23 protein-coding genes are annotated in these 21,980 nt (G+C 59.6%); 2 read left to right on the forward strand and 21 right to left on the reverse strand.

Annotated elements, in window-relative coordinates:
* Positions 1-10: 10 nt before the first annotated feature.
* Positions 11-505, reverse strand: coding sequence for a DUF2946 domain-containing protein (locus tag ACP7E4_RS06665; protein ID WP_426112815.1), 495 nt, complete (start codon positions 503-505; stop codon positions 11-13).
* Positions 506-797: 292 nt separating this feature from the next.
* Here ACP7E4_RS06665 and ACP7E4_RS06670 point away from each other — a divergent pair, with 292 nt between their 5' ends.
* Complete coding sequence (locus tag ACP7E4_RS06670) at positions 798-1,472, forward strand: type 1 glutamine amidotransferase domain-containing protein (RefSeq protein WP_426112813.1); 675 nt, start codon at positions 798-800, stop codon at positions 1,470-1,472.
* 76 nt (positions 1,473-1,548) lie between these two features.
* On the opposite strand, the gene ACP7E4_RS06675 is transcribed toward ACP7E4_RS06670, so the two are convergent.
* Positions 1,549-2,739, reverse strand: coding sequence for an MFS transporter (locus tag ACP7E4_RS06675; protein ID WP_426112811.1), 1,191 nt, complete (start codon positions 2,737-2,739; stop codon positions 1,549-1,551).
* Positions 2,740-2,856: 117 nt separating this feature from the next.
* The gene (locus tag ACP7E4_RS06680) at positions 2,857-3,417 is read right to left on the reverse strand and encodes an RrF2 family transcriptional regulator (protein ID WP_426112809.1); all 561 of its coding nucleotides are present in this window, start codon (positions 3,415-3,417) and stop codon (positions 2,857-2,859) included.
* Positions 3,418-3,747: 330 nt separating this feature from the next.
* Here ACP7E4_RS06680 and ACP7E4_RS06685 point away from each other — a divergent pair, with 330 nt between their 5' ends.
* Positions 3,748-4,953, forward strand: a complete 1,206-nt coding sequence (locus ACP7E4_RS06685; RefSeq protein WP_426112806.1) for an NAD(P)/FAD-dependent oxidoreductase — start codon at positions 3,748-3,750, stop codon at positions 4,951-4,953.
* A 127-nt stretch (positions 4,954-5,080) separates the two neighbouring features.
* Here the strand turns inward: ACP7E4_RS06685 and ACP7E4_RS06690 are convergent, their stop codons facing one another.
* The 18 genes from ACP7E4_RS06690 to ACP7E4_RS06775 all read right to left on the reverse strand — a co-directional run bounded on the left by ACP7E4_RS06690 (position 5,081) and on the right by ACP7E4_RS06775 (position 21,977).
* Positions 5,081-5,602: a DUF3833 domain-containing protein gene (locus ACP7E4_RS06690; RefSeq protein WP_426112804.1), complete on the reverse strand. Its 522-nt coding sequence runs from the start codon at positions 5,600-5,602 to the stop codon at positions 5,081-5,083.
* A 45-nt stretch (positions 5,603-5,647) separates the two neighbouring features.
* On the reverse strand, positions 5,648-6,166 hold the full coding sequence (locus ACP7E4_RS06695; protein ID WP_426112802.1) for a chalcone isomerase family protein: 519 nt from the start codon (positions 6,164-6,166) through the stop codon (positions 5,648-5,650).
* A 159-nt stretch (positions 6,167-6,325) separates the two neighbouring features.
* A complete protein-coding gene (locus tag ACP7E4_RS06700) occupies positions 6,326-6,922 on the reverse strand; it encodes a peroxidase-related enzyme (protein ID WP_426112800.1) in 597 nt (198 codons plus the stop codon).
* Positions 6,922-7,449, reverse strand: a complete 528-nt coding sequence (locus ACP7E4_RS06705) for a CMD domain-containing protein (RefSeq protein ID WP_426112798.1) — start codon at positions 7,447-7,449, stop codon at positions 6,922-6,924. Before ACP7E4_RS06705 ends, ACP7E4_RS06700 begins: the two co-directional genes overlap by 1 nt.
* A gap of 17 nt (positions 7,450-7,466) precedes the next feature.
* Complete coding sequence (locus tag ACP7E4_RS06710) at positions 7,467-9,032, reverse strand: ABC transporter substrate-binding protein (protein ID WP_426112796.1); 1,566 nt, start codon at positions 9,030-9,032, stop codon at positions 7,467-7,469.
* A gap of 57 nt (positions 9,033-9,089) precedes the next feature.
* The gene (locus tag ACP7E4_RS06715) at positions 9,090-10,103 is read right to left on the reverse strand and encodes an ABC transporter ATP-binding protein (RefSeq protein ID WP_426112794.1); all 1,014 of its coding nucleotides are present in this window, start codon (positions 10,101-10,103) and stop codon (positions 9,090-9,092) included.
* Positions 10,093-11,106, reverse strand: a complete 1,014-nt coding sequence (locus ACP7E4_RS06720; RefSeq protein WP_426112792.1) for an ABC transporter ATP-binding protein — start codon at positions 11,104-11,106, stop codon at positions 10,093-10,095. Before ACP7E4_RS06720 ends, ACP7E4_RS06715 begins: the two co-directional genes overlap by 11 nt.
* A complete protein-coding gene (locus ACP7E4_RS06725; RefSeq protein WP_426112790.1) occupies positions 11,103-12,020 on the reverse strand; it encodes an ABC transporter permease in 918 nt (305 codons plus the stop codon). Before ACP7E4_RS06725 ends, ACP7E4_RS06720 begins: the two co-directional genes overlap by 4 nt.
* Positions 12,017-12,991, reverse strand: coding sequence for an ABC transporter permease (locus ACP7E4_RS06730; RefSeq protein WP_426112788.1), 975 nt, complete (start codon positions 12,989-12,991; stop codon positions 12,017-12,019). Before ACP7E4_RS06730 ends, ACP7E4_RS06725 begins: the two co-directional genes overlap by 4 nt.
* A complete protein-coding gene (locus ACP7E4_RS06735; protein ID WP_426112786.1) occupies positions 12,988-14,448 on the reverse strand; it encodes a SidA/IucD/PvdA family monooxygenase in 1,461 nt (486 codons plus the stop codon). Before ACP7E4_RS06735 ends, ACP7E4_RS06730 begins: the two co-directional genes overlap by 4 nt.
* 216 nt (positions 14,449-14,664) lie before the next feature.
* Complete coding sequence (locus tag ACP7E4_RS06740) at positions 14,665-15,615, reverse strand: LysR family transcriptional regulator (protein WP_426112784.1); 951 nt, start codon at positions 15,613-15,615, stop codon at positions 14,665-14,667.
* Between the two features lie 158 nt (positions 15,616-15,773).
* Positions 15,774-16,307, reverse strand: a complete 534-nt coding sequence (locus tag ACP7E4_RS06745; RefSeq protein ID WP_426112782.1) for an Hsp20/alpha crystallin family protein — start codon at positions 16,305-16,307, stop codon at positions 15,774-15,776.
* Between the two features lie 204 nt (positions 16,308-16,511).
* Complete coding sequence (locus ACP7E4_RS06750) at positions 16,512-16,835, reverse strand: hypothetical protein (RefSeq protein ID WP_426112780.1); 324 nt, start codon at positions 16,833-16,835, stop codon at positions 16,512-16,514.
* A 558-nt stretch (positions 16,836-17,393) separates the two neighbouring features.
* Positions 17,394-19,349 carry a response regulator gene (locus ACP7E4_RS06755; RefSeq protein ID WP_426112778.1) on the reverse strand — a complete coding sequence of 652 codons (1,956 nt, stop codon included), beginning with the start codon at positions 19,347-19,349 and terminating at the stop codon, positions 17,394-17,396.
* Positions 19,339-20,214 carry a sensor histidine kinase gene (locus ACP7E4_RS06760; protein ID WP_426112776.1) on the reverse strand — a complete coding sequence of 292 codons (876 nt, stop codon included), beginning with the start codon at positions 20,212-20,214 and terminating at the stop codon, positions 19,339-19,341. Before ACP7E4_RS06760 ends, ACP7E4_RS06755 begins: the two co-directional genes overlap by 11 nt.
* Positions 20,207-21,223, reverse strand: coding sequence for an ATP-binding SpoIIE family protein phosphatase (locus ACP7E4_RS06765; protein ID WP_426112774.1), 1,017 nt, complete (start codon positions 21,221-21,223; stop codon positions 20,207-20,209). Before ACP7E4_RS06765 ends, ACP7E4_RS06760 begins: the two co-directional genes overlap by 8 nt.
* Positions 21,214-21,618, reverse strand: coding sequence for an anti-sigma regulatory factor (locus tag ACP7E4_RS06770; RefSeq protein ID WP_426112772.1), 405 nt, complete (start codon positions 21,616-21,618; stop codon positions 21,214-21,216). The genes ACP7E4_RS06765 and ACP7E4_RS06770 overlap by 10 nt, the downstream gene beginning before the upstream one ends.
* On the reverse strand, positions 21,615-21,977 hold the full coding sequence (locus ACP7E4_RS06775; protein ID WP_426112770.1) for an STAS domain-containing protein: 363 nt from the start codon (positions 21,975-21,977) through the stop codon (positions 21,615-21,617). The genes ACP7E4_RS06770 and ACP7E4_RS06775 overlap by 4 nt, the downstream gene beginning before the upstream one ends.
* Positions 21,978-21,980: the final 3 nt, after the last annotated feature.

Here is a 21,980-nt window from a genome sequence, read left to right on the forward strand (position 1 = left end):
GCAGTGACGTTCAGCGGGAGGAGAATGGCGGCGCCCGGCTCCGAGCGCCTGGAAACACCGGTGCGCGGACTTGCTGCGGAGTAAACGAGGTTGCCAGGAAAGTCACTGGCACGATGCCCAGCGGCGCGAAAATCAGGTTGGATTCGGTGAGGGGTGGATACTGGAACAGCAGCGTGCAATAGCCGCATTTTTCCCAGATGACCAGATCATGATGACCGCCTGGCGAAGCTGGCTGGGAAACCACCTGCGCCATGCCTGGCATATCTTCGCAGGCCATGTCGTGGGCCATCGGCGCGCCCATGCCATGGGCCATGCTCGCGCCTTGGGAAATCAGCGGGCCGATGAATATCATCAGCATGGCGAATATGCCCAGCCAGGCGCCGATGCCGTGCCGACTGCCCACGCCCTTGATCAATCCCGTGCGTCGTTTTTCAACGCCACGCGTGCCCGTTGCCGAGGACTGAAGCCTGACGTTGAGTAATCGATGGATGGAAGGGGCATTCATGGCCGGGAAATGTAACACCGCTGCTACAGGTTCGACATCGCCCGGCACAGGCAGCGCGCAGCATCGATACGCCCCAATCCGCGCAAAGCCACGGCGGACAAGTGCTGCATCGCACCTTGCGACATAAGCGCGCAGCGGGGAACTTTTCCGCTGCCCTCCCGAGGGCGTGGCTGCTTTTTGAGATCAGGCATACGACGTTGAACGTCTGTGCCAATCCGCTTTCAGAATCCTTGTCAGTTCTTTATCACCGAGCGCGACAACAGTCCGCGCTCCCGACAGGAGATGCCTGCACATGAAAATTCTGATGGTTCTCACCTCCCACGACCAGTTGGGCGATACCGGCAAGAAAACCGGATTCTGGCTGGAAGAATTTGCAGCTCCGTATTTCATCTTCAAGGATGCGGGCGCGCAACTGACCCTCGCCTCACCCAAAGGTGGTCAGCCGCCCCTTGATCCGAAAAGCGACGAACCGGACGCGCAAACCGAAGCCACCGAGCGCTTCCGCAAAGACCCCGACGCCCAGGCGGCGCTGTCCAGCACCTTGCTGCTGCAGGACGTGAACGCCAGTGACTTTGATGCGGTGTTCTACCCCGGCGGCCATGGCCCACTGTGGGATCTGGCTGAAGACCCGCATTCCATCGCGCTGATCGAAGCTTTCCAGAGCGCAGGCAAGCCAGTCGCTGCGGTCTGCCACGCACCCGGCGTATTGCGTCACGTGAAAGGCACCGATGGTCAGCCGCTGGTCAAAGGCAAGCGCGTCACCGGTTTTACCAATACTGAAGAAGATGCCGTCGGCTTGACCGATGTCGTGCCATTTCTGGTGGAAGACATGCTCAAGGCCAGCGGCGGCGACTATTCCAACGCCGGGGATTGGGCCAGCTATGTCGTTGAAGATGGCCTGCTGATCACCGGGCAGAATCCGTCGTCTTCAGAGGCGACTGCACAGGCGTTGTTGAAGCGTCTGTAACGCAAAAAGCCCCGATTTACGGGGCTTTTTTTTCAATCCGTGTCCCGTCCTTTGTGGGAGAGGACTTGTCCTCGATTCAGGCAGCCGAAACCGCCTGGGCCCGCTTCATGCTCAGCATCGCCAATACCGCAACCACCGCGACGATGGCACTGAACAACTCGCCAACATGCCGCAGGCCGAACACCGGGACGCTGACTCCTACTGCAATGACCGGCAGCGACATGGAGAAATAAAACACCACGAACAATGCCGAACTGACCGCCGCCTTGTGGTGCGCAGGGCTGGCCGCAGTCACCGCCCCCATACCCGCGCGGAACACCATGCCCTGGCCAATCCCGGCCAGCGCACCGGCGATCATCAGCAGGCTCAGCTGTTCGGTAGAAATGCTCAAGCCCAGTGTCACCATGCCCAGGATCAGCCCGGCGCAACCGGTGGTCATGTGCGAGCGCGCAGGCAACCACTGCAACGCGGCCTGGCCCAATACCGAGGCAGCGAAGAACGAACCGACCACCGCGCCGATCACCACGCCATCAGACTGGCCCATTACCTGGCGCATGATCGACGGCACCATGCTGGTGAACAGCCCGGCAACGCTGAATCCAGCCATCCCGGCAATCGCCGCCGGAATGAACATTGCGCGGACCCTCGGCGGAATCGACGGACGCATGACTCGCAGACGCGGCACCGGTGGACGCTCGACGGTTTCCTGGGCCACCGCGACACCCACTATGGCTACCGCCAGACAACCCAGATGCAACCAGAACACCAGCTGCAGCGGCTGCGGCAGGTACTGCGACGTCAGGCCGGCCAGCAAAGGGCCAAGACCGAGGCCGAACATGTTGGCTGCGGTGGCAATCAACGTCGCGCGCCTGCTCCAGCTTTTCGGGGCCAGTTCGATAATTGCCACGGTGGCAGTGCCGGTCATGATCCCGGCAGAAAATCCGGAAAACAGCCGCCCCAGCAGCAAGCCGCCAATGGAATCGCAGAGCAGAAAAATCGCCGCACTGATCGCCCCCATCAACAAGCCCGCGAACAACATCGGTCGCCGACCTATCTGGTCGGACCAACTGCCAACCGCCAGCAACGCGGCAATAACGCCCAATGCGTAGATGGCAAAGATCAAGGTGATCCAGGTTTCGCCAAAGCCCATTTGCTGCTGGTAATACACATAAAGCGGCGTGGGCAACGTGGTGCCGATCATGGCGATCAGCAAAGCGCAGGCAACCAGAAAGAAGCCTCTGCGAGAAGGTGAATCAGGCTCGGTCATGCTCCGTCCCCGTTTGAACATCCATTGTGGTGATCCCCGGCGGATGGGCCGGGGCCGACAATAGTAACGAGGGGTTGGATACAGCGGCAGGGAAATGTTGCAAATAATTCCCGGAGGTCACTGCGAAATATCGACCAGCGCAATGGATTGCGGCTCGTCGCTACTCGCACATTTGCCTTCCCGGCGCTCGTTCATCCAGCCATCGACCTGGCTGAAAAATACCGGCGGCGCCTTGCGTCCGAAACGCCGGCCCAGATCAAGAATGGTCTGCTGCGCCAAGGCTTCTTCCATGCGCTTTTGCGCGACCAGCATCGCGCCGTGAATGCCGCAAGTCCCGTCCGTGGCCCAGGCTGGCGGTTCGCCATCGAACACCGCGCAACGCCCGCGAATTTCACGGCATTCAAAAATGGCTTTCTTGCCGTCGATGGCCGTGACGATATCCAGCAGGGTGATTTCGTCAGAAGGACGCGCCAGCTTGAACCCACCGCGCACACCTTCGGTGGCGACCACCAGTTTCGCCCGCGCCAGCTTGGTGAAGACCTTCGCCAGGTATTCGTGGGGCACACCTTGCAATTCGGCCAGGTCACGCACGCTGGCTTCACGAGTGTCGCCACGATCGTCGAGCAAAAACAAGAGGCAGTGAATGCCGTACTCGACTCCTGCACTGTAAAGCGCCATGAATATCTCCGACTGATTTAGTCGCCAAATCTAGCAAAAATCCAGAACCCTGGCAACGATCAACAGCCTGTCGACAAACCGTTAAAACTATCCAGACACTCGAAACGGACCTTTAAACGCCATTACAGAGCGGTTATCTGACCATCTCGCGATGAATTCCTGGTTTGCTGATGAAAAATAACTTGCCTGATTTAACTACGATCAATAGAGTCGTAGTTATCGAGTAAGCAGGGACGCAGCACCAACGCAACGATTCGCGTCCGTCCTCTCCGTAGTCCGGGCACTACGAACTCGACTCACTCAATCGATTCATCTTTGAAGGGCACAACCATGAAACAGCAGATCTTGATCGTCGGCGCAGGCTTCGGTGGCATGTGGAGCGCGCTGAGCGCAACGCGCCTGCTCGATAAGCATGATCATCAGGGCATCGAAGTCACGGTCCTGGCCCCACAGGCGCAACTGCGAGTTCGCCCGCGCTTCTACGAGGCCGAGGTGCATGGCATGCAGGCGCCGCTGGGCGATTTGTTCGAAGCCGTTGGCGTCAGCTTTGTCCAGGGCGCTGCGGACCAGATCGACGTTGCGGGCAAACGTGTCGGCTACACCGATGCCAAAGGCGTCAAAGGCACCTTGAGCTATGACCGTCTGGTCCTCGCCAGCGGCAGCAGCGTGGTGCGGCCGCAGGTGCCCGGCTTGCTGGAGCATGCGTTCGATGTGGATCGCATTGAAGAAGCCAGCCGCCTTGAGGCGCATATCAATGCCCTGGGTCAGCTACCTGAATCCGCAGCACGTAACACCGTGATCGTGGCCGGTGGCGGTTTTACCGGGATCGAGACGGCGACCGAACTGCCAGAGCGTCTGCGCGCTGCGCTGGGTGAAAACGCTGATATCAAGGTCATCGTCGTCGACCGAGGTGCGCAAATCGGTGCGGCACTGGGCGAATCACTGCAACCTTTGATTGCCGAAGCCAGCGCCAGCCTTGGTGTGCAATGGCGGGTCAATTCCACCGTTGCTTCGGTGGATGCCGGCGGCATCACGCTGGCTGATGGTCAACGCATCGAAGCCAACACCGTGGTGTGGACGGCGGGCGTTCGCGCCAGCAGCCTGACCGAACAGATTGCTGGCGAACGCGACAACTTTGGGCGCCTGCATGTGGATCGCAACTTGCGAGTGATCGGCCAGGACGCAATCTATGCCACGGGCGATGTGGCCTATGCCGCAACTGACGATCTGGGCAACTACGCGATGATGACCTGCCAGCACGCCATCGCCCTGGGGCGCTCGGCCGGTAACAACGTCGCAGCCGATCTTCTGGGCGTCGCGCCGATTCCTTACAGCCAGGTCAAATACGTGACCTGCCTGGATCTGGGCGCCTGGGGCGCGGTCTACACCGAAGGTTGGGATCGCCAAGTGAAGTACGTGAAGGAAGAAGGTAAACAGCTCAAGACGCAGATCAACACCCAGTGGATCTACCCACCGGCTGCCAATCGTGCAGAAGCGCTGGCAGCGGCTGATCCGTTGATTCCTGTGGTGGCGTGAATGGCATAAGCGTGTAGGAGCGAACTTGTGTGGGAGCGAGCTTGCTCGCGAAACAGACGCCTCGGTTTAGCAGACCTACCGCGTTATCGTTCTTCGCGGGCAAGCCTCGCTCCACCGAGGTTTTTGCCTACTGCTTGCGAAAAAACAACGTCACCTGGCCCAATTCAACACCCAGCTTGCTCATGTAAGAGCGATTGGCCAACGTCTGGTCGTCCAGCAAATACATCCAGTCATCGAAACGCACTTCATAGGTATTGCCGTCCACCGGCAGGTTGAGCACGTAGTTCCAGTGGAAGGTATTGCCGGAAACTTCGCCAAACGCCTCGCCCACCACATCGCCGGCCGTACCTTTCCACCTGCCCTGCCCCGTCGGGACCAGCGTCCAGACCCGAGTCTGTTTCGTTCCATCGCTGTAGTTGAAGGCCTCGTGCAGGATCAACTTGTCGCCTTCACTGCGGCCATTGATCACCACATGAAAACGCTTGGTCACCTCCCCCGAACGCTTCTGGAAAATTCCTGAGGCCAAAACCTGACCGGTGAAATAGTCGCGCAGGTCGAGTTTGGGCGTTTCCTGGCTGTATTGACTGACCTGCACCCCGCTGCAACCCGCCAGGCCGATACACAGCAGCAACACGAATCTTTTCAGCATGGCGCTTTCCTTTTTTCCAGAGGCCTTAATTTCAGAGGGTCCAGATCACCGAGCGGCCGTACCCAATAGCTGTTCGCGCAGATCGGAATTGCGGCTGTCAGCGTTCAGCCATATATCGAAAAAAGCCTTGGCAAACGCAGGATCTTGCACGACCTGGTGCAACGTATCGCCGACGTAAAATCGCGCTTCCTGACCTGGCAGGTTCACCCCGATAATCCTGGTGCCTTCCTGCACATCGACAAACGCTCGCTGCATCTGCTCTCGCCAGATAACCAGCTGAGCAGCGCTGACCTGGGAGCCGGACGTGCGCCTGATCTCATCAATGCTGGCGTCCACCAGATCCTCGCGGGAAATTGAACGGTGATACGTCAGCTCAAGGGCGAACGGCTTGTCAGTTTGCAGCGGCCTGGTGATGCTCCACATCCGCGCGGTGTAGATCCTGAAGCCGTACATGCGAAACTCACCGCTGCCGACGACTTGCGCATTGGGCAACGCGTCCTGCCAGCCTGCCGCCAGGCTTGTGCCGCTCACCAACCAGACCAGCCACAACCAGGGTCGCCTCATGCAAAGCCTCACTGACCGCTGCAACATAAAAGCGGGGCACAAAAAAAGGCCAGTAACGGGGTGCAAGGCCAAGAGACCACTACTGCACCTTGCTACTGACCCTGAAGACTAAAACTTATACGACAAATAGCTACCTGTACAATATTAAGTGAAGTTTATTCAAACACTCGATTGCCCTGCAAAGACAGGCTCGCCCAGATTGAGCATCAAACGGTTGGCCCAGGCGAAAATTGCAATGGCGTGAATCAGGTCCAGTACCTCGCTGTCATTCAAGCCTTGATCGCGCAATGGCTGGATGTTGCCAGCCCCCAGCGCGCCAGGCTCAAGGGTCAGGTCGATGGCGAACCGGACGATGGCTTTTTCGCGATCCGTGGTGCCCGCCGTCTCGGGATCGGCAAAAATCTGCACGATCACATCGTTGCGCTTGGCCAGCTGCTCGAAGCGTTGCGCGTGGACCGACGCGCAATACACACAGCGATTGATGCGCGATACCACGGTGCTCGCCAATTCCCGCTCGGCACGGGACAAGCCGCCGGGGGCGTACATGATCGCATTGAAGGCCAGGGAACGCTGGCGCAGGATTTCCGGGTCGTGGGCCAGCGTCAGGTAATAATCGGAAACCTTGGCCTGAGGATGGCTTTCTTCCAGCACCGCCACTTGTTCCGGGGTTGCGCTGTCCAGATCGATGGTCGGCAACCAGGCCTTCCAGCCCAGCACTTCGCTGGTGAAGCCGTTGATGCGGATCGGTTCACTCATCATGCGACTCCTGCGGACGACAATGCACTCAGCCCGGCGGCCAGGCGCACTTGATAGGACAAAAAGGCGATCAACTGCGCCAGCACAACGATTTCTGCCGTGGACAATCCGGCTTGCTGCAAGACCTGCAACGCCTGCTGATCACCTTCTACCGGGCTCAGGATCAAGGTTCGGGTAAAACCGAGAACGGCTTGCAGACGCGGAGCGCCAAGGCTTGCGAGCGCATCGGCATCGATCTGCGCCAGCAGCGCCTGATCGATGTTCAGCGCCTGCAATTGCTCCAGGTAATAGCCGGTCAGCAATTCATTCGGGGTCAGACGGCTGGTGTAATACGCCACCAGCAAGCGCTCGTTGAGGGGCAGGCCATCCTGCAACTGCGCGTTGAAAAACAGCGCATGACTGCCTTGCGTCGCTGCCACGACTTTATCCCGCGCGTGGCGAACCTGGCGCAGATGGCTGCCGGGGGCAATGCCCAGCAAGTCGTCCAGAACGTCGGGAACGACTGTATGTTCAACGGTGGAATTCATGGCAAATCCTCTGGTTTTCAAGGCAGCTCGGTGACCATGGTCGCGGCGGTACGGTCGCTGACCAGCGGCTCGACTTTCAGGCCTTTGCGGGACGCCCAGATGTTCTGGTAGTGAAACAGCGGGATGATGCCGACGTCGTCGGCCACGACCTTGGCCGACTCTTGAAGAATCGCGCGACGCCTGGCTTCATCGAATTCGGCAGTGGCCTTGACCAGCGCCTGATCGACCAGCGGATTACTGTAGTGACCCCAGTTGGAGGCGCCCTGCCCTTTGGCACTGTCGACGGTGGTGAGAATGTTGGTCAGCGCGTAAGCGGCTTCGCCTGTGCCGTTGCCCCAGGCGATGACACTGATGGCCAGTTCGTTCTTGTTCGCCTTGCCGGCATAGACCGCCCAAGGCAGCACTTCCAGCTGCACCTTCACGCCGATCCGCGACCAGAACTGCGCCACAGCCTGCATGGCTTCCGGCGCCTGCGGATAGCGATCACCCGGCACATGCACCGTCAGCTGGAAACCCTCGGGGAAGCCCGCCTCCTTGAGCAGCGCCTTGGCCGCCGTCGGGTCATAGGCAATGTTCTTCAGTTCCGGGTTGTAGCCGAAGGTGTTGGCCGGCATCCACTGGTTGGCCTCGGTCACGGTGCCTTGCATGATGCGTTCGACGATGGCCGGACGATTGATCGCCAGGGACAGCGCCTTGCGCACGCGCACGTCGAGCAACGGGTTCTGCTCAAGCGTCTTGCCGGCGTTGTCACGGATGTATTCGTTGGGACCGGCGCGGAAGCTTGGTTGAATCAACAAGGCGCGCAAACCGGCATAGGCGTAGACCTTCACTTCCGGGCTCTGGCGCAGGCGCGCCACGTCGGTCGGCGAAACCTTGTCGATCACGTCCACATCGCCCGCCAGCAAGGCGGCGGTACGGCTGGCGGCGTTGGCGATGAAGCGATAATCCACCGAATCCCACAGCGGCTTCCCGCCCCAATAGTCTTTGTTACGCGCGAAGATCGTCCGATCCCCCGGCACATAGGAAACGAAACGGTAAGGCCCGGTGCCGACCATGGCTTTGCCGGAGTTGTAATCGGCGCTGGCGGCGGTTGCGCCCACGTGACGGCTGACGACATAAATCGAGTCGACATCCGGCAGCAGGTTGGCGTTCGGCGAGCGGGTCTTGATGATCAGTGTGTGCTCGTCCCTGGCCTGCACCGATTCCACGGTACGCATGGCCCCTGCATACGAGGCAACCGAGCCCGGCACGGCACGCGAACGCTCGAATGAAAACACGAAATCGTCAGCGGTCAGCGGCGTTCCGTCCTGCCATTTGACGTCATCGCGCAGGGCGAACTCCCAGGTCTTGTCGTCCAGCACCTTCCAGCTCTTGGCCAGCCCCGGCAGGGTTTTGTCGTCGTGGCGGTTAACCAGCGATTCGAAGGCATGCAGCGCCACCGAGCGATCGCCGGCATAGTTGTTCAACTCAGGGTCCAGGGACGAAACGGGATCGGCGTAACCGATGCGCAAGGTCTGCGCCGAGACACTGCCAGCGGCCAGAATCAGGGCCGAGGCCAGCAGTGAACGAACAAGTGGTTTCATGGGTTATTTCCTTGTACGCAATGGCAATGAGCGTGACAGGCGACGATGCGCACCCGTTCAGGCTGTTTCGTTGAGGTGGCAAGCGCTCAGGTGGTTGGGCGCAACCTCCCTCAGCGGTGGAGCTTCCTCGCGGCAGCGCGCCATGGCGTGCGGGCAACGGGGATGGAAATGACACCCGGCGGGCGGGTTCAGCGGGCTGGGGATTTCCCCTTTGATCGCGTCATAACGGGCACTGCGAATATCGAAACGCGGAATCTGCGCCAGCAATGCCTGGGTGTAGGGATGGTTGGCGCGGGCGAACAGATCGTCGACATCAGCGCTTTCCACGACCCGGCCCAGGTACATCACCACCACCCGGTCGCACAGATGCTCGACCACGCCCAGGTCGTGGCTGATGAACAGATAGGTCAGCCCCAGCTCATCGCGCAGGTCCATGAACAGATTGAGGATCTGCGCCTGAATCGACACATCCAGCGCGGCCACCGACTCGTCGCAAACGAGTAATTCCGGCTGGACCGCCAGCGCCCGGGCAATGCCGATGCGCTGGCGCTGACCGCCGCTGAACTGGTGCGGATAACGCTGGCGCAATTGCGGGCTGAGCCCGGCGCGCTGCAACTGGGCGCTGACGTAATCGTCGAACCCGGCCTTGTCGGTCAAGCCATGCAACAGCGCGCCCTCGCCGACGATCCGGTCGACCCGCAGGCGCGGATTGAGGCTGGCGGACGGGTCCTGGAAAATCATCTGGATCTTCAGCCGCGCGGCATGGCGCTCTTCGCTGGTGAGATCCTGCAGCGACTTGCCATCGATGGACGCGGTGCCGGAAGACACCGGCAACAATCCGGCCACCATGCGCCCGAGGGTCGACTTGCCGCAGCCGGACTCGCCGACCAGGCCCACGACTTCACCCCTGGCAATGCGCAGATCCACCCGGTCAACCGCGTGCGTCACCGATTTGCGCCGACTCAGTTGCAGACCTTGCAGCACGTGTTCCAGCGTCGTGTCGGGACTGGCTTTGCCGAAGGTCTTGCTGACCTGACGCAGTTCGATGATCGGCATTGATTCACTGTTCATCGGCAGCTCCCGGATGAAAGCAGCGGACCCAGCGGCCCGGTGCCAGTTCCTGATTGGGCGGCTCCTGCGCGCAGACGTCCGAAGCCCTGCTGCAGCGCGCGGCAAAGGCGCAACCGGCGGGCATCGACAACAGATCGGGGGCCATGCCCGGAATCTGCCGCAACCGCTGACCGCGCTTGTTGCGGCTTGGCAGGCTGTCGATCAGCCCTTGGGTATACGGATGCTGCGGGGAATCCAGAACAGCAGCGACAGTGCCTTGCTCGACGATGCGTCCGGCGTACATCACCGCGATGTCATCGGCCAGCCCGGCAACCACGGACAGGTCGTGAGTAATCCAGATCAGCGACGTGTTCTGCTGGCGCACCAGCTTCTGCACTTCACTGAGGATCTGCGCCTGAATCGTCACGTCCAGCGCCGTGGTGGGTTCGTCGGCAATGATCAGGTCAGGTGAATGCAATAAGGCAATGGCAATCGCTACGCGCTGGCGCATGCCGCCGGACAATTGATGCGGATAGGCGCGCAAACGCTCGTCGGGGCTGGCGATACCCAGTAATGCCAAAGTCCGGCTGGCGCGCGCGCGGGCTTCGGCGCGGCTGACCGGTTGATGCGCACGCACCGCTTCGATCATTTGCGTATCGATGCGCAACACCGGATTGAGCGTCATCATCGGGTCCTGAAAGATCATCGCAATGCGATTGCCTTGCAGGTTGCGCAGTTCCCTGGGCGACAACAGCGTCAGGTCACGGCCCTGAAAGAGCACTTGCCCGCCGCTGATCCGCCCCGGTTCGTCCACCAGACCGAGGATGGAAAACCCGGTAACCGACTTGCCCGATCCGGACTCGCCCACCAGACCGAGAATCCGCCCCGGCTGAATACTCAGGGACACATCGCGGACCGCAGGCAACACCCCGGCGCGGGTATAAAACGAGGTGCACAGGCCGCGCACGTCCAGCGTCGCTTGCCCGGCAGACGACTGCTCGAAAGAGCTCAACGGCGCGCTCATCGCTGCAACCTCGGGTTAAGCACGTCGCGCAGGCGGTCGCCCACCAGATTGATCGCGACAATGGTGATCAACAGCGCCAGCCCCGGAAAGAAGCTGATCCAGTATTCGTCGCTGAGCATGTACTGAAAGCCGTTGGCGATGAGCAAGCCCAGGGACGGCTCGGTGATCGGCACGCCAAGACCAAGGAACGACAGCGTCGCTTCCAGGGTGATGGCCCGGGCGATTTGCAACGCGCCAATGACGATCAGCGGCGGCAGGCAGTTGGGCAGAATGTGCCCGACCACGATGCGCCACGGTCCGATTCCTTGTCCGCGAGCGGCATCGACATATTCACGACGGCTTTCGGTCAACGCCTGACCACGAGCCGTGCGCGCGTAATACGCCCATTCCAGCACCACCAGCGTCAGCATCACGTTGCCGACGCCTTTGCCCAGCCACGCCAGAATCATCAGCGCCATGAGGATGACCGGGAACGACAACAGCAAATCCACCAGACGCATCAGCAATGCATCGACCCAGCCGCCTGCGTAGGCCGACAACAAGCCGAGCATAGTGCCGATCACGGCAGCGATCAGCGCCGAACCAATCCCTACCCACAGGCTGATGCGTAACCCGTAAATGATCGCCGAAAGCAAATCGCGGCCCTGACCATCGGTGCCCAGCCAATAGGTATAGCCACCGTCGACATTCGCCGTGCCGGGTGGCAGGCGAGCGTCGAGCACGTTGAGCTGCATCAAATCATAAGGGTTCTGAAACACGATCCACGGCGCCAACACCGCCACCAGGACAATGACCAGCAACAGCACCAGACCGACCACTGCCGTGGTCGAGCCTTTGAACTCGGCCATGCCGCGCTGCCATGGCGACTGTGCCTTGAAGGTGGATTTAGCGGTTGTAACAGCAACCTGGCTCATGGTTTCACCTCGACGCGGACCCGAGGATCGAGGAAGTAATACAGGCCATCGACGATCAGATTGAGCACCACGAAAATCACCACGACCACCATCAGATACGCCACGACCACAGGTCGATCCAGCATATTGATGCTGTCCAGAATCAACTTGCCGGCACCAGGCCAGGCAAAAATACTTTCCGTCACCACCGCGTAGGCGATGGTCGACCCCAGCTCCATGGCCAACACCGTGACCAGTGGAATCATGGTGTTGCGCATCACGTGCATGCACATCACCCGGATCGGCGAGAGCCCTTTGGCGCGGGCGAACTTCACGTATTCCTGCGGCAACACTTCACGCACACCGGCGCGGGTCAGGCGCAGCACCAGGGATATCTTGAACAGCGCCAGATTCAATGCCGGCAGAATCAGATGTTGCAGCCCGTCCAGGGTCAGGAACGACCACTGCACGCCAAAAAGCTCGCGGGTTGCGCCCCGCCCGCTGGCGGGCAGCCAGCCCAGCTTGATGGAAAACAGCATGATCATCATCAACGCGACCCAGAACGCCGGCAGCGAAAAACCGATAATGCTGGTGGCCATCAACAGCCGCGAAAGCGGGTGATCGGGATAAGTACCGGCGAACATCCCCAATGGCACGCCCAACAGCACGGCGAGCAACATCGCACTGAAGGCCAGTTCGAAAGTAGCGGGCAGACGCTGCACGATCAGGCGCATGGCGTCTTCGTGATAGACAAAGCTCTGGCCGAGATTGCCGTACACCGCGCCTTTGAGAAACAGCAGATATTGCTGCCACAACGGTTTGTCCAGGCCCAGATGAGCGATGGCCGCCAGGCGTTCGGTCTGGTTCAGGTCTTCACCGACCAGGATATCCATCGGATTGCCAATGGCGTTCAGACCAATGAACACCACCAGCGTCATGAGCAGCACCACCAACAGCGATTGACTCAAGCGCCGTACCAGCCAGCCGATCATCCGCGCAACTCGCTGGCCGTGGGTTCGCCCGCGACCCATTCATCGCCGAGCAATTCCGGTTCGGCGTAGTTCTGCATCGCGTTGAAATGCTGTTCGATGTCTTCGTTGAACAACTGGCCAACCAAACCATGAGCCAGGCGTTTGGCGCCTTCGCTAATGGCCGGGATATCGCCCGAAACCGCCCCATAGCTCAGGGACGCGGTGTAGTTGAAGCAATGAATCTGGCTGATGCCCGGACAGGCGCCGGGGGTCTTTTCCTGAAACTCAAAGCTCAGGCCGAGGTCCGGCAGATCATCCAGCTCCGGATCGGGTTCGTTGCCCGGCGGTGTGAAACTGTCGCTCCAGACCTTGATATGCGGTGCGAACGCGGCGAATTCAGGACGCAGCTGGAAGTTGGTACGAAACCCAGTGGCGAACACCAGGAAATCGTATTCGAGCCTGGCGGTCGGCGTATCCAGCCACACGCCGCCAGCCGGATTTTCCTGCACCGCAACAATCGGACTGTTCAACAAAAAGCGCGCGTTGGCCGCGCGGGAAACCCGCAAGGTACTGCCACGGGGCGGCGGCACTTGCTGGGCGTTGAGGTATTTGCGAATGCGCCATTTCCAGACATCCGGCAGACGCCAGTAGCCATGGGTCATGCCCGGACTGCCAGCACCCTTGCCCTTATTGATGCGTGGCAGTTCGGCGCGGCGCACCAGCAGGTCAACACGCTGCGCGCCGGCCTCCAGCGCAGTGGCCGCGCTGTCCATGGCCGAAGCACCGCCACCGATGACCGCCACGCGTTTGCCGACAAACCAGTCGTCCTGCAAACCCGACGCCGAGTGGGTCCAGAGATTGCGCGGTAATCCATTGGCCAGATCGGGCACCCAAGGACCGCCAAGACCGTCACGACCGGTGGCCAGCACCACATGGCGCGCCACCACCTGCTGCACCTGGTCGCCATGGGCAATATCCAGCTCCACCAGACCATCGGCACGCGGCTGGACCCGTTCGACACGGTGTTCATTGCGTACGTCCAGATCCAGCACCTTGCGATACCAGCGCAGGTAGTCCGCCCATTGCAGACGCGGAATCTTGTCCAGGGCATTCCATGCCGGCAGGCCGAATTGCGCCTCAAACCAGGCGCGAAAGGTCAATGCGGGTAAACCCAATGCCGGGCCGGTCAGTTGCTTGGGCGAGCGCAGGGTTTCCATGCGTGCGGTCGTGGCCCAAGGGCCTTCGAATCCTGTCGGCGCCTGGTCGAACACCCGCGTGCCAACGCCCAGGTTGCGCAGTTCCGCCGCCAATGCCAGACCCGCCATGCCGCCTCCGATGATGGCGATATCCAGCACCGGTTGCCCGTCGTTGAACCGCGACTTGACCCAGGCAGCGGCAGGCAGATCCAGCCATTGCAGATCCTGGCGCAGCCGGGCTTCCAGAAGGGCAAGACCCATGGGTTCATTCACGTCGGACATTCTCAATACTCGGCTGGTTGACAGAGGAAATTGCTCAATTTCTATACAAAAAGCATTCCACAGTCATAAATTTACGCATTCATAGGCCTATTGAATGCAGATTCCGAATACTAAGAGCCTCCCTTTATTCCATCAACTTCCAAAAAAGAATATTGATATTCTTACAGGTTATTACACAGGCGGAGTGTGCGGCCTGCCAGGCAAGTAGCGGGCCTATCAACCGGCGTAAATGCTCTGCAATAAAGCATCATGGGCCGCGGGATCGTGCATGATCAGGGCAGGCAGCAACGTCTTGGCCGAGTTCGCCAGCTCAGTCACCAAGGCTTGCGAGACATCCGAAAGTGGACTGGCAAAGGCTGATACCAGGCCGAAGAAGAAGGGAATGTTGCATTCGATGGGACGCACTACAACGCCCTCCAGCGGCACGCCAACGGCGGTAAAGGGATCAACCAGCGCGACACCCAGCCCGACACGGGCCATTTGCATGGCTACCAATGAAGTGTTGGTATCGAGCATCAGCGGCTCACCACCGCCATGATCCTGAAACGCTTTGTCGATGCGGCGGCGGAACCGATAAGGATTGGACATCGTGATCAGTGGCTGCCGGGCCAGCACCTCCATGGGCAAGACCTCCAGCGTTGCCAACTCCGAATCAGCCGCCAGCACCGCAACGCAGGGCGATTCGCCAATCCAGTGGATGTCCAGACCCCGATGTTCCAGCGGCAAACTCACGGCACCCAGATCCATCGTTTTGGAAAGCACGGCCTGCACGACGTTTTCCGGGGACATGCTGTGCAGCTGAATGTGTTGCGGGCGCAAATCTTGCGGCAAGCGCGATAGCGCCAGCGGCAATAGTCCGGCGGCCAGCGCCGGAATCGCCACCAGCTTGATCTGGCGGTTTTCGTCCATAGCAATGTGCTGGGCTCGCTGGCGGATATTGCGAATCCCCAGCAGGGCACTCTCGACGTCGGCGTACATCATGAACGCCTTCTGGGTCGGCGTGACTTTCGGGCCGCTGCGCTCGAACAGGGCAAAACCCAATTCCTGCTCAAGCTCCTGAATGACTCGCGTCACCGACGGCTGGGAACGACCGAGCATCTTCCCTGCCGCAGTCACACTGCCTGCCGACATGACGGCCGCAAACGCTTCGAGTTGCCGCAAATCCATACACACGCCTTGAAGATCGAAATGGAGAGTCCGCTCTCCTCCGGGCAACCTGAAACGGGACGAGAAACGCCAGCAAAGCCTAACCATAGTTTCGATCAGCGTCGATGACGTTTGACAGCCGCCTGACTGCGCCAGGCCTCAAGGGCGCGCGGCGACGCTCAATCCAAGGAAATATTCACCGTGGTTTCCGGCTTCGGTGCCGCAGGCTTCTTGGGCAGCGTGATATTCAGCACGCCCCTGCTGAAATGCGCCTGGATATGCTCGGCATCGACCCCCGTGGGCAGACTGAAGGTTCTTTCGAAATGCCCATAACGGCGTTCCGTCAGGTGATAGCTGGCGGATGAGTCCGACTTGTTCTCGGGTTTCTCGCCTTTGATCCGCAGGTTGCCGTCGATGATCTTGACGGTCAGGCTCTCCTCGTCGGCGCCTGGCACTTCTGCGGCGATTTCGTAGGTGGTTGCGGTTTCCCGAATATCAACGGCAGGCGCCTGGACACCGGAAAACTCCCCTGACCAGAATGGTTGCACATCAAACCGGCCGCTGCGGGAAAGGATTGAAGGCAGGCTGTTGAACTCGTTCAACATATGGTCGAACTGCTGACGAATGCGGTCCAGCGGATGCCAGTTACCAGGACCGGTCGCCGGCTTTTTTTCATCTTCAGGCGTCGGAGTTTTTTGCTCGGAATCATTCATGGCACATGTCCTCCACAGAACAGCTGACGGGGTACGCAAATTTGATTCTAGTACATGGCCAGTTCGTGGGACGCATCAGCGGTGGTGAAAGTAATCAACAGCGCGCGATCACTTAACAAACACCCATAAAAAAAGCCCCCGGATATTCTCCGGGAGCAAGAAGCGAAACAACTCTTTATTAATCGTTATAGGGTTAACTGCTTATCAGTAGAGACGATCAACAACACGGACGTCGGACTGCTGTTGTGTTGCGATCCATTCATTCTTCAGGGTTTGCAGAACCCGGTTCATGAACACTTTGTCGGCGGCGGCTTTCTTGCCAACATAGCCGTGACCGCGACGATAGGTCCGTAGGCGGGCGCGCATTTCCGGGTGGCTCTTGCCGAATTCGTTTTCCTGGCAAGTCAGCGGATCGACGTGAACATCGCCCTCGTTGCTGATCCACAATACATGGCTGTCCAGACTGTCTTTGCGCGCGGCGAACAATTGGGCCAGTTCATCAATAGTAGGTTGTTTGTTCAAATTCATTTGAATGCTCCTTGACCGCTCGTCAACCGGGTTTAATTAGTTAGCTAATACACATGATCAATCGGCCAGTGGATTTGTGTCGCTGCACCTGCATGACATTCGCTGTCAGACAACTTGCAGATCCGGCCCATGAATAGATGCGTGTAGCCTTGATAAAACACTGCTGCGCAAGAGCACCACAACGAGAGGAGAAGTTGCGTAAAATCCTGGTTCAAAAGGCTATTACAGCGCTGACAACTAACAATTGACTGTCAACCACAAGCCTCATGAGGACGTTTCGCCAGCATCTCGAATCCGGTCAGGGATCATGCCAGGTCAGCTTCATCAATCTGCCTTGTGGGCAGCACACATCCGGGAACATCACGACGGCTCGTCGTGCATGTCAGAACACCCTTTTACCGCTCTCCCGATCGGGGAGACAGCTGCATAATGCAAGGCGGAGGGGGAAGCGTCAACACTTATGTAGTGATTTTTTTAGAGCACTACATATTTTTGTTCTGACTGCCCGGTCACTCATTTCCGGGCCTGGCGTGTCACGCCGAGCCCGTTTTAGAGGCGCTAGAGAGCGGTTGTCGGGCTTTCGAGCATCTTGCGGACTTTCTCCAGCAGGGCGTTCAATTGGAACGGCTTGATGACCATATCCATGCGTTCGCCGAGGAAACGTTGACGGTTGACCGCATTCTCTGCGTAGCCGGTCATGAATAGCACCGGCAGGTTTTCCCGCCATACCCGCGCGCGGTCGGCCAGTTCCCGGCCATTCATGTGCGGCAGGCCAACGTCGGACAACAGCAAATCCACCGAGGAATCGTTCTCGAGAATATCCAGAGCGGTGGCAACGTCTGCGGCTTGCGTGCAGCGGTAACCGTTGTCCACCAGCAGCTCGTTGACGAACATGCGCACCGATGCCGTGTCCTCGACGATGAGAATATGTTCGCCGGCACCCGGCTGGACCGGCATGCCGGGTTCCGCCTGGGCAGGCAGAACGTCGGCGGCCGCGGGAATCATCAGCGTCACTTCGGTGCCATGCCCGGCAACGCTGCGAATCAGCACGTCCCCGCCGGACTGCCTGGCGAAGCCGTAAATGGTGGAAAGCCCGAGCCCGGTGCCTTCGCCAATGGGTTTGGTGGTAAAAAATGGATCGAATACTTTGTCGATCACGCTGTGATCGATGCCGATGCCGTCATCCTTGACCGACAACGCGATGTACGCCCCGTCAGCCACGCGGGGATCGCCTTTGGAGTGCGCCGCGAACGTCGTGACTCGCACGTTGCCGCCGCCGGGAAGTGCATCCCGCGCGTTGATGACCAGATTGAGTATCGCGCTTTCCAGCTGGCTGGAATCCACCAACGCCACGGCTGATTTGGAGGTCAGGTCCAGGGTCAGCGTAATGCGCTTGCCAATGGTCCGGCTGAGCAGGTCTTCCAGAGAGCGAATGTGCTCGTTGACATCGATGGGCCTGGCATCCAGTGGCTGCTGACGGGCAAACGCCAATAACCGATGCGTCAATGCCGCTGCGCTCATGGCCGAAGCCAGGGCTGCATCGGCATAGCGCGCGACCCGCTCCGGACGATTTTCATCGGTGCGTTTTTTGATCAGCTCGATGCCGGTGATGATCCCGGTCAGCAAGTTGTTGAAGTCATGGGCAATGCCGCCTGTAAGCTTGCCGATGGCGTCCATTTTCTGCGCCTGTAACAGCTGCGCTTCAGTGCGTGCGCGCTCGGCGACTTCATGGGCCAACTGAGTATTCACGGTGTCGAGCTGGCGCAGATGCGACTGCTCACGCTGGCGATGCTCGGTGACATCTTCGACGAACACCAGGCTCAGTTCCGGCGTACGGTACGGGGATATCTGCCACTCGGTTTCCCGAACTTCGCCTTTGACCGACATCAGCAGCGTGCCTCTCCAGCGCTCTCCTGCCAGCAGCCCGGCGCGCAGTTGCTGGATGATTTCCTCCTGATCTGCCGCCAGCGAATCGAGCATCGTGTGCTGGGAAATACTTTTTTGAATCAGCTGGGCGAACGCATGATTGCATTCATGCACTTTAAGATCGGCATCCATCACCGCAATCGGCGCAGATATATTGACGAAGATTTCCCGGAACCGTGCCTCGCTTTCGCGCAGGGCGTATTCGGTGTCCCGCACTCGCAACAGTGTGCGCAGGGTTGCCAGCAACACATCCGCGTCCACCGGATGCACCAGATAAGCATCAGCCCCGGCTTCAAGACCGGTGACGATATCGGCCGTCTGGATCGACGCCGCCGACACGTGCACCACGGGCAGCAGCGCCGTGCGCGGCTCAGAGCGCAGCAGGCGCACGATATCAAAACCGCTCATATCCGGAAGGTTGACGTCGAGAATCAGCGCATCGGGCGCTTCAGATGCAATCAGCGCCAGACCTTCATTACCCGTGCCGGCTTCAAGCACGACAAAGTCATGGAGTTCCATGCGCCGACGCAAGGCATAGCGCGTGGCAGCATTGTCGTCGACGATCAACAGGCGGATTTCACGCTTCATCGCCAGGCTCCCCGGCAATCGCCAACGGAATGATCACAAAGAAGGTCGAGCCGACGCCAGGCTTGCTCTGCACCCCTACCCGTCCGCCCAGCAGCTCGGCGAAGCGTTTGCACAGGGATAATCCAAGCCCCGTGCCGCGCCAGCGTTTTTGCAACGGCGAATCGATCTGTGAGAAATCCTCGAACAGCTCACCGAGCATTTCTTCTGGAATTCCAACGCCGGTATCACTGACGGCGAAACGCACTTCGTGGTCGTTTTCCATACATGCCGAGACCCGCACCTCACCGCGCTGGGTGAACTTCAAGGAGTTGGAAATAAAGTTGCGCAGGATCTGCCCGAGCTTCTTGTCATCGGTGAACAGCCGTGGCAAGCCAATGGGCTCTTCGAAAATCAGGTCCACCGAAGACATATTGACGATCGGGCGAAACATGCCGCGCAGGGCTGCAAACAGGTCGAACATGTCAAACCAGGCCGGCGAAATGGTAATGCGTCCGGCCTCGATCTTGGCCAGATCCAGAAGATCATCGACCATATCGGACAGCTCACGTGCGGCACTGCTGATAAATGCGACCTGCCGATGTTGCTCGGTGGCCAACGGCCCGTCCACTTCATCGGTGAGCAGGCTGGAAATACTCAGGATCGAACCCAGCGGCGTCCTGAACTCATGGCTCATGTAGGACAGGAAGCGGCTTTTCAGATCCGAAGCCTGACGCAGTTCATTGGCCTGATTGTCGAGTTCGGCATACAGCGCGAGCACGCCTTGATTGGTTTCATCGAGCTCAGTGCGCAAGGCGTCCGCTTCTGCCCGCACGCGTGCAAGCTCAAGACTGAGATCATTATCGTCGGCGGTGGGTGACTCAGGCATTGGCAGTCTCCAGGGCAATCACTAGAACAGTCACATCATCACGGCCCCGGCAAAAATCGCGATGCAGCACTGCCGCGATGACCGCCGGATGGCGGAACGCCAACCCCATATACTCGCGCAGATCCCAACGTGATTGCAGCCCGTCGCTGTACATGATCAACAATTGGCCACCAACCAGAGGGAAATCGAACGTCTGGGCTTTGCGAAATTGCAGACCCACGATGCCTGGATGAGACGCCAGGCCGCGAGGTCTCTCCGCGCCGATCAGCGTACCGCCAATATTGCCGATACCGACGAACCGCAATGAATCGCCTGCGCCGTCAAATTGCGCAACAGCAACAGCGCCGCCACGGGTACCGCGCATGGCGTCGTGCATTTCTTCTAATGTGAACGCTGGAGATGCAAAAGGTTGTCTGACAAATGCATTTTCACCTGCCCGGGCCGCAAGCTCGGCGTCTTCGCCATGGCCCAGGCCATCAATCATCAAGACGCTGACCCAGCCTTCCTTGACCGCAATGGACCAGACATCGCCGCAGGCCGGGTCGTCATGCAGCGAATGCTGGCTGACGCCAAACCTGACGTCGCTGATCGATTGTCCTCTAGGGAAGAATCGCGCCAGAACCACCGAACCACGCGCGTCGGAATGGACATCGAAGACATCTGCCTGCCGGGAAATCGCACCCAGCCCGATTCCCTGGGTACCACGAGTGGAGAACCCATCCGTCAGGCAATCATGCACATCGAAGCCAGGGCCACGATCGATTGCAATCACCTCGATGCCCTTCAGGGTCGGCGAGCGGAAGGCGCGCAAGTGCAGTTCACCGCGTGTCGCGTGCTTGAGCAGATTGCTGGCCAGCTCGGTGGTCACCAGTGCTGCGCGACCGGCGTCCGCTTCGCAGAAATCCAGCGTCTCGGCAAGTTGCTGAACGGTGCGTCTGGCGTGTCCGACCTGGCTGCTGTCTTCAATCAACAAAACCTGCGTCAGGGTGCTGCGCAGGATCATATCCATCGGGTGATCATTACCCGAGTGCCCGCGCCGGGTGCGGTGTCCAGTTCAAACTCGTCCACCAGACGCTTGGCGCCGGTCAGACCCAGGCCCATGCCTTTGCCGGACGTCCAGCCATCGGTCATGGCCAGCTTGAGATCAGGGATGCCAGGGCCTTCGTCGCGGAACGTGATGCGCAAGCCGGTGCGCAGATTGTCGTCGAGGATTTGCCAATCCATATGTCCGCCTCCGCCGTACACCATGGTGTTGCGGGCGAGCTCACTGACCGCCGTGACCATTTTGGTCAGGTCGATCAGGCGCATCCCGCAATCCTGGGCGAGCTTGCGCGCCGTCTGGCGCGCCAGTACCACATCCTGTTCGATCAGCACGGGCTGGGAACCCTCGCTACGCACGATCATTGTGCGTGCGCCCGCTCATGCAGCAGCTTCATGCCCCGCTCCACATTCAGCGCAGTGCTGACGCCGGGCAAGGTCATACCCAGTTCGACCAACGTGATCGCCACGGCAGGCTGCATGCCCACCAGCACTGTTTCAGCGTCCATGATCCGCGACAGGCCGGAAATCGTGCCGATCATGCGCCCGACGAACGAGTCGACGATGTCCAGCGCCGAGATGTCGATGAGCACACCGCGCGCCGAGGTTTTATTGATGAGTTCGGAGAGGTCATCCTGCAGATTCAGGGCGAGCTGATCATGCATATCCACTTGAATCGTGACGAGCAGGTAAGCGCCCATCTGCAGAATCGGAATACGTTCCATGAG

Source organism: Pseudomonas sp. DSP3-2-3 (genome assembly GCF_049898225.1).
GTDB lineage: Bacteria > Pseudomonadota > Gammaproteobacteria > Pseudomonadales > Pseudomonadaceae > Aquipseudomonas.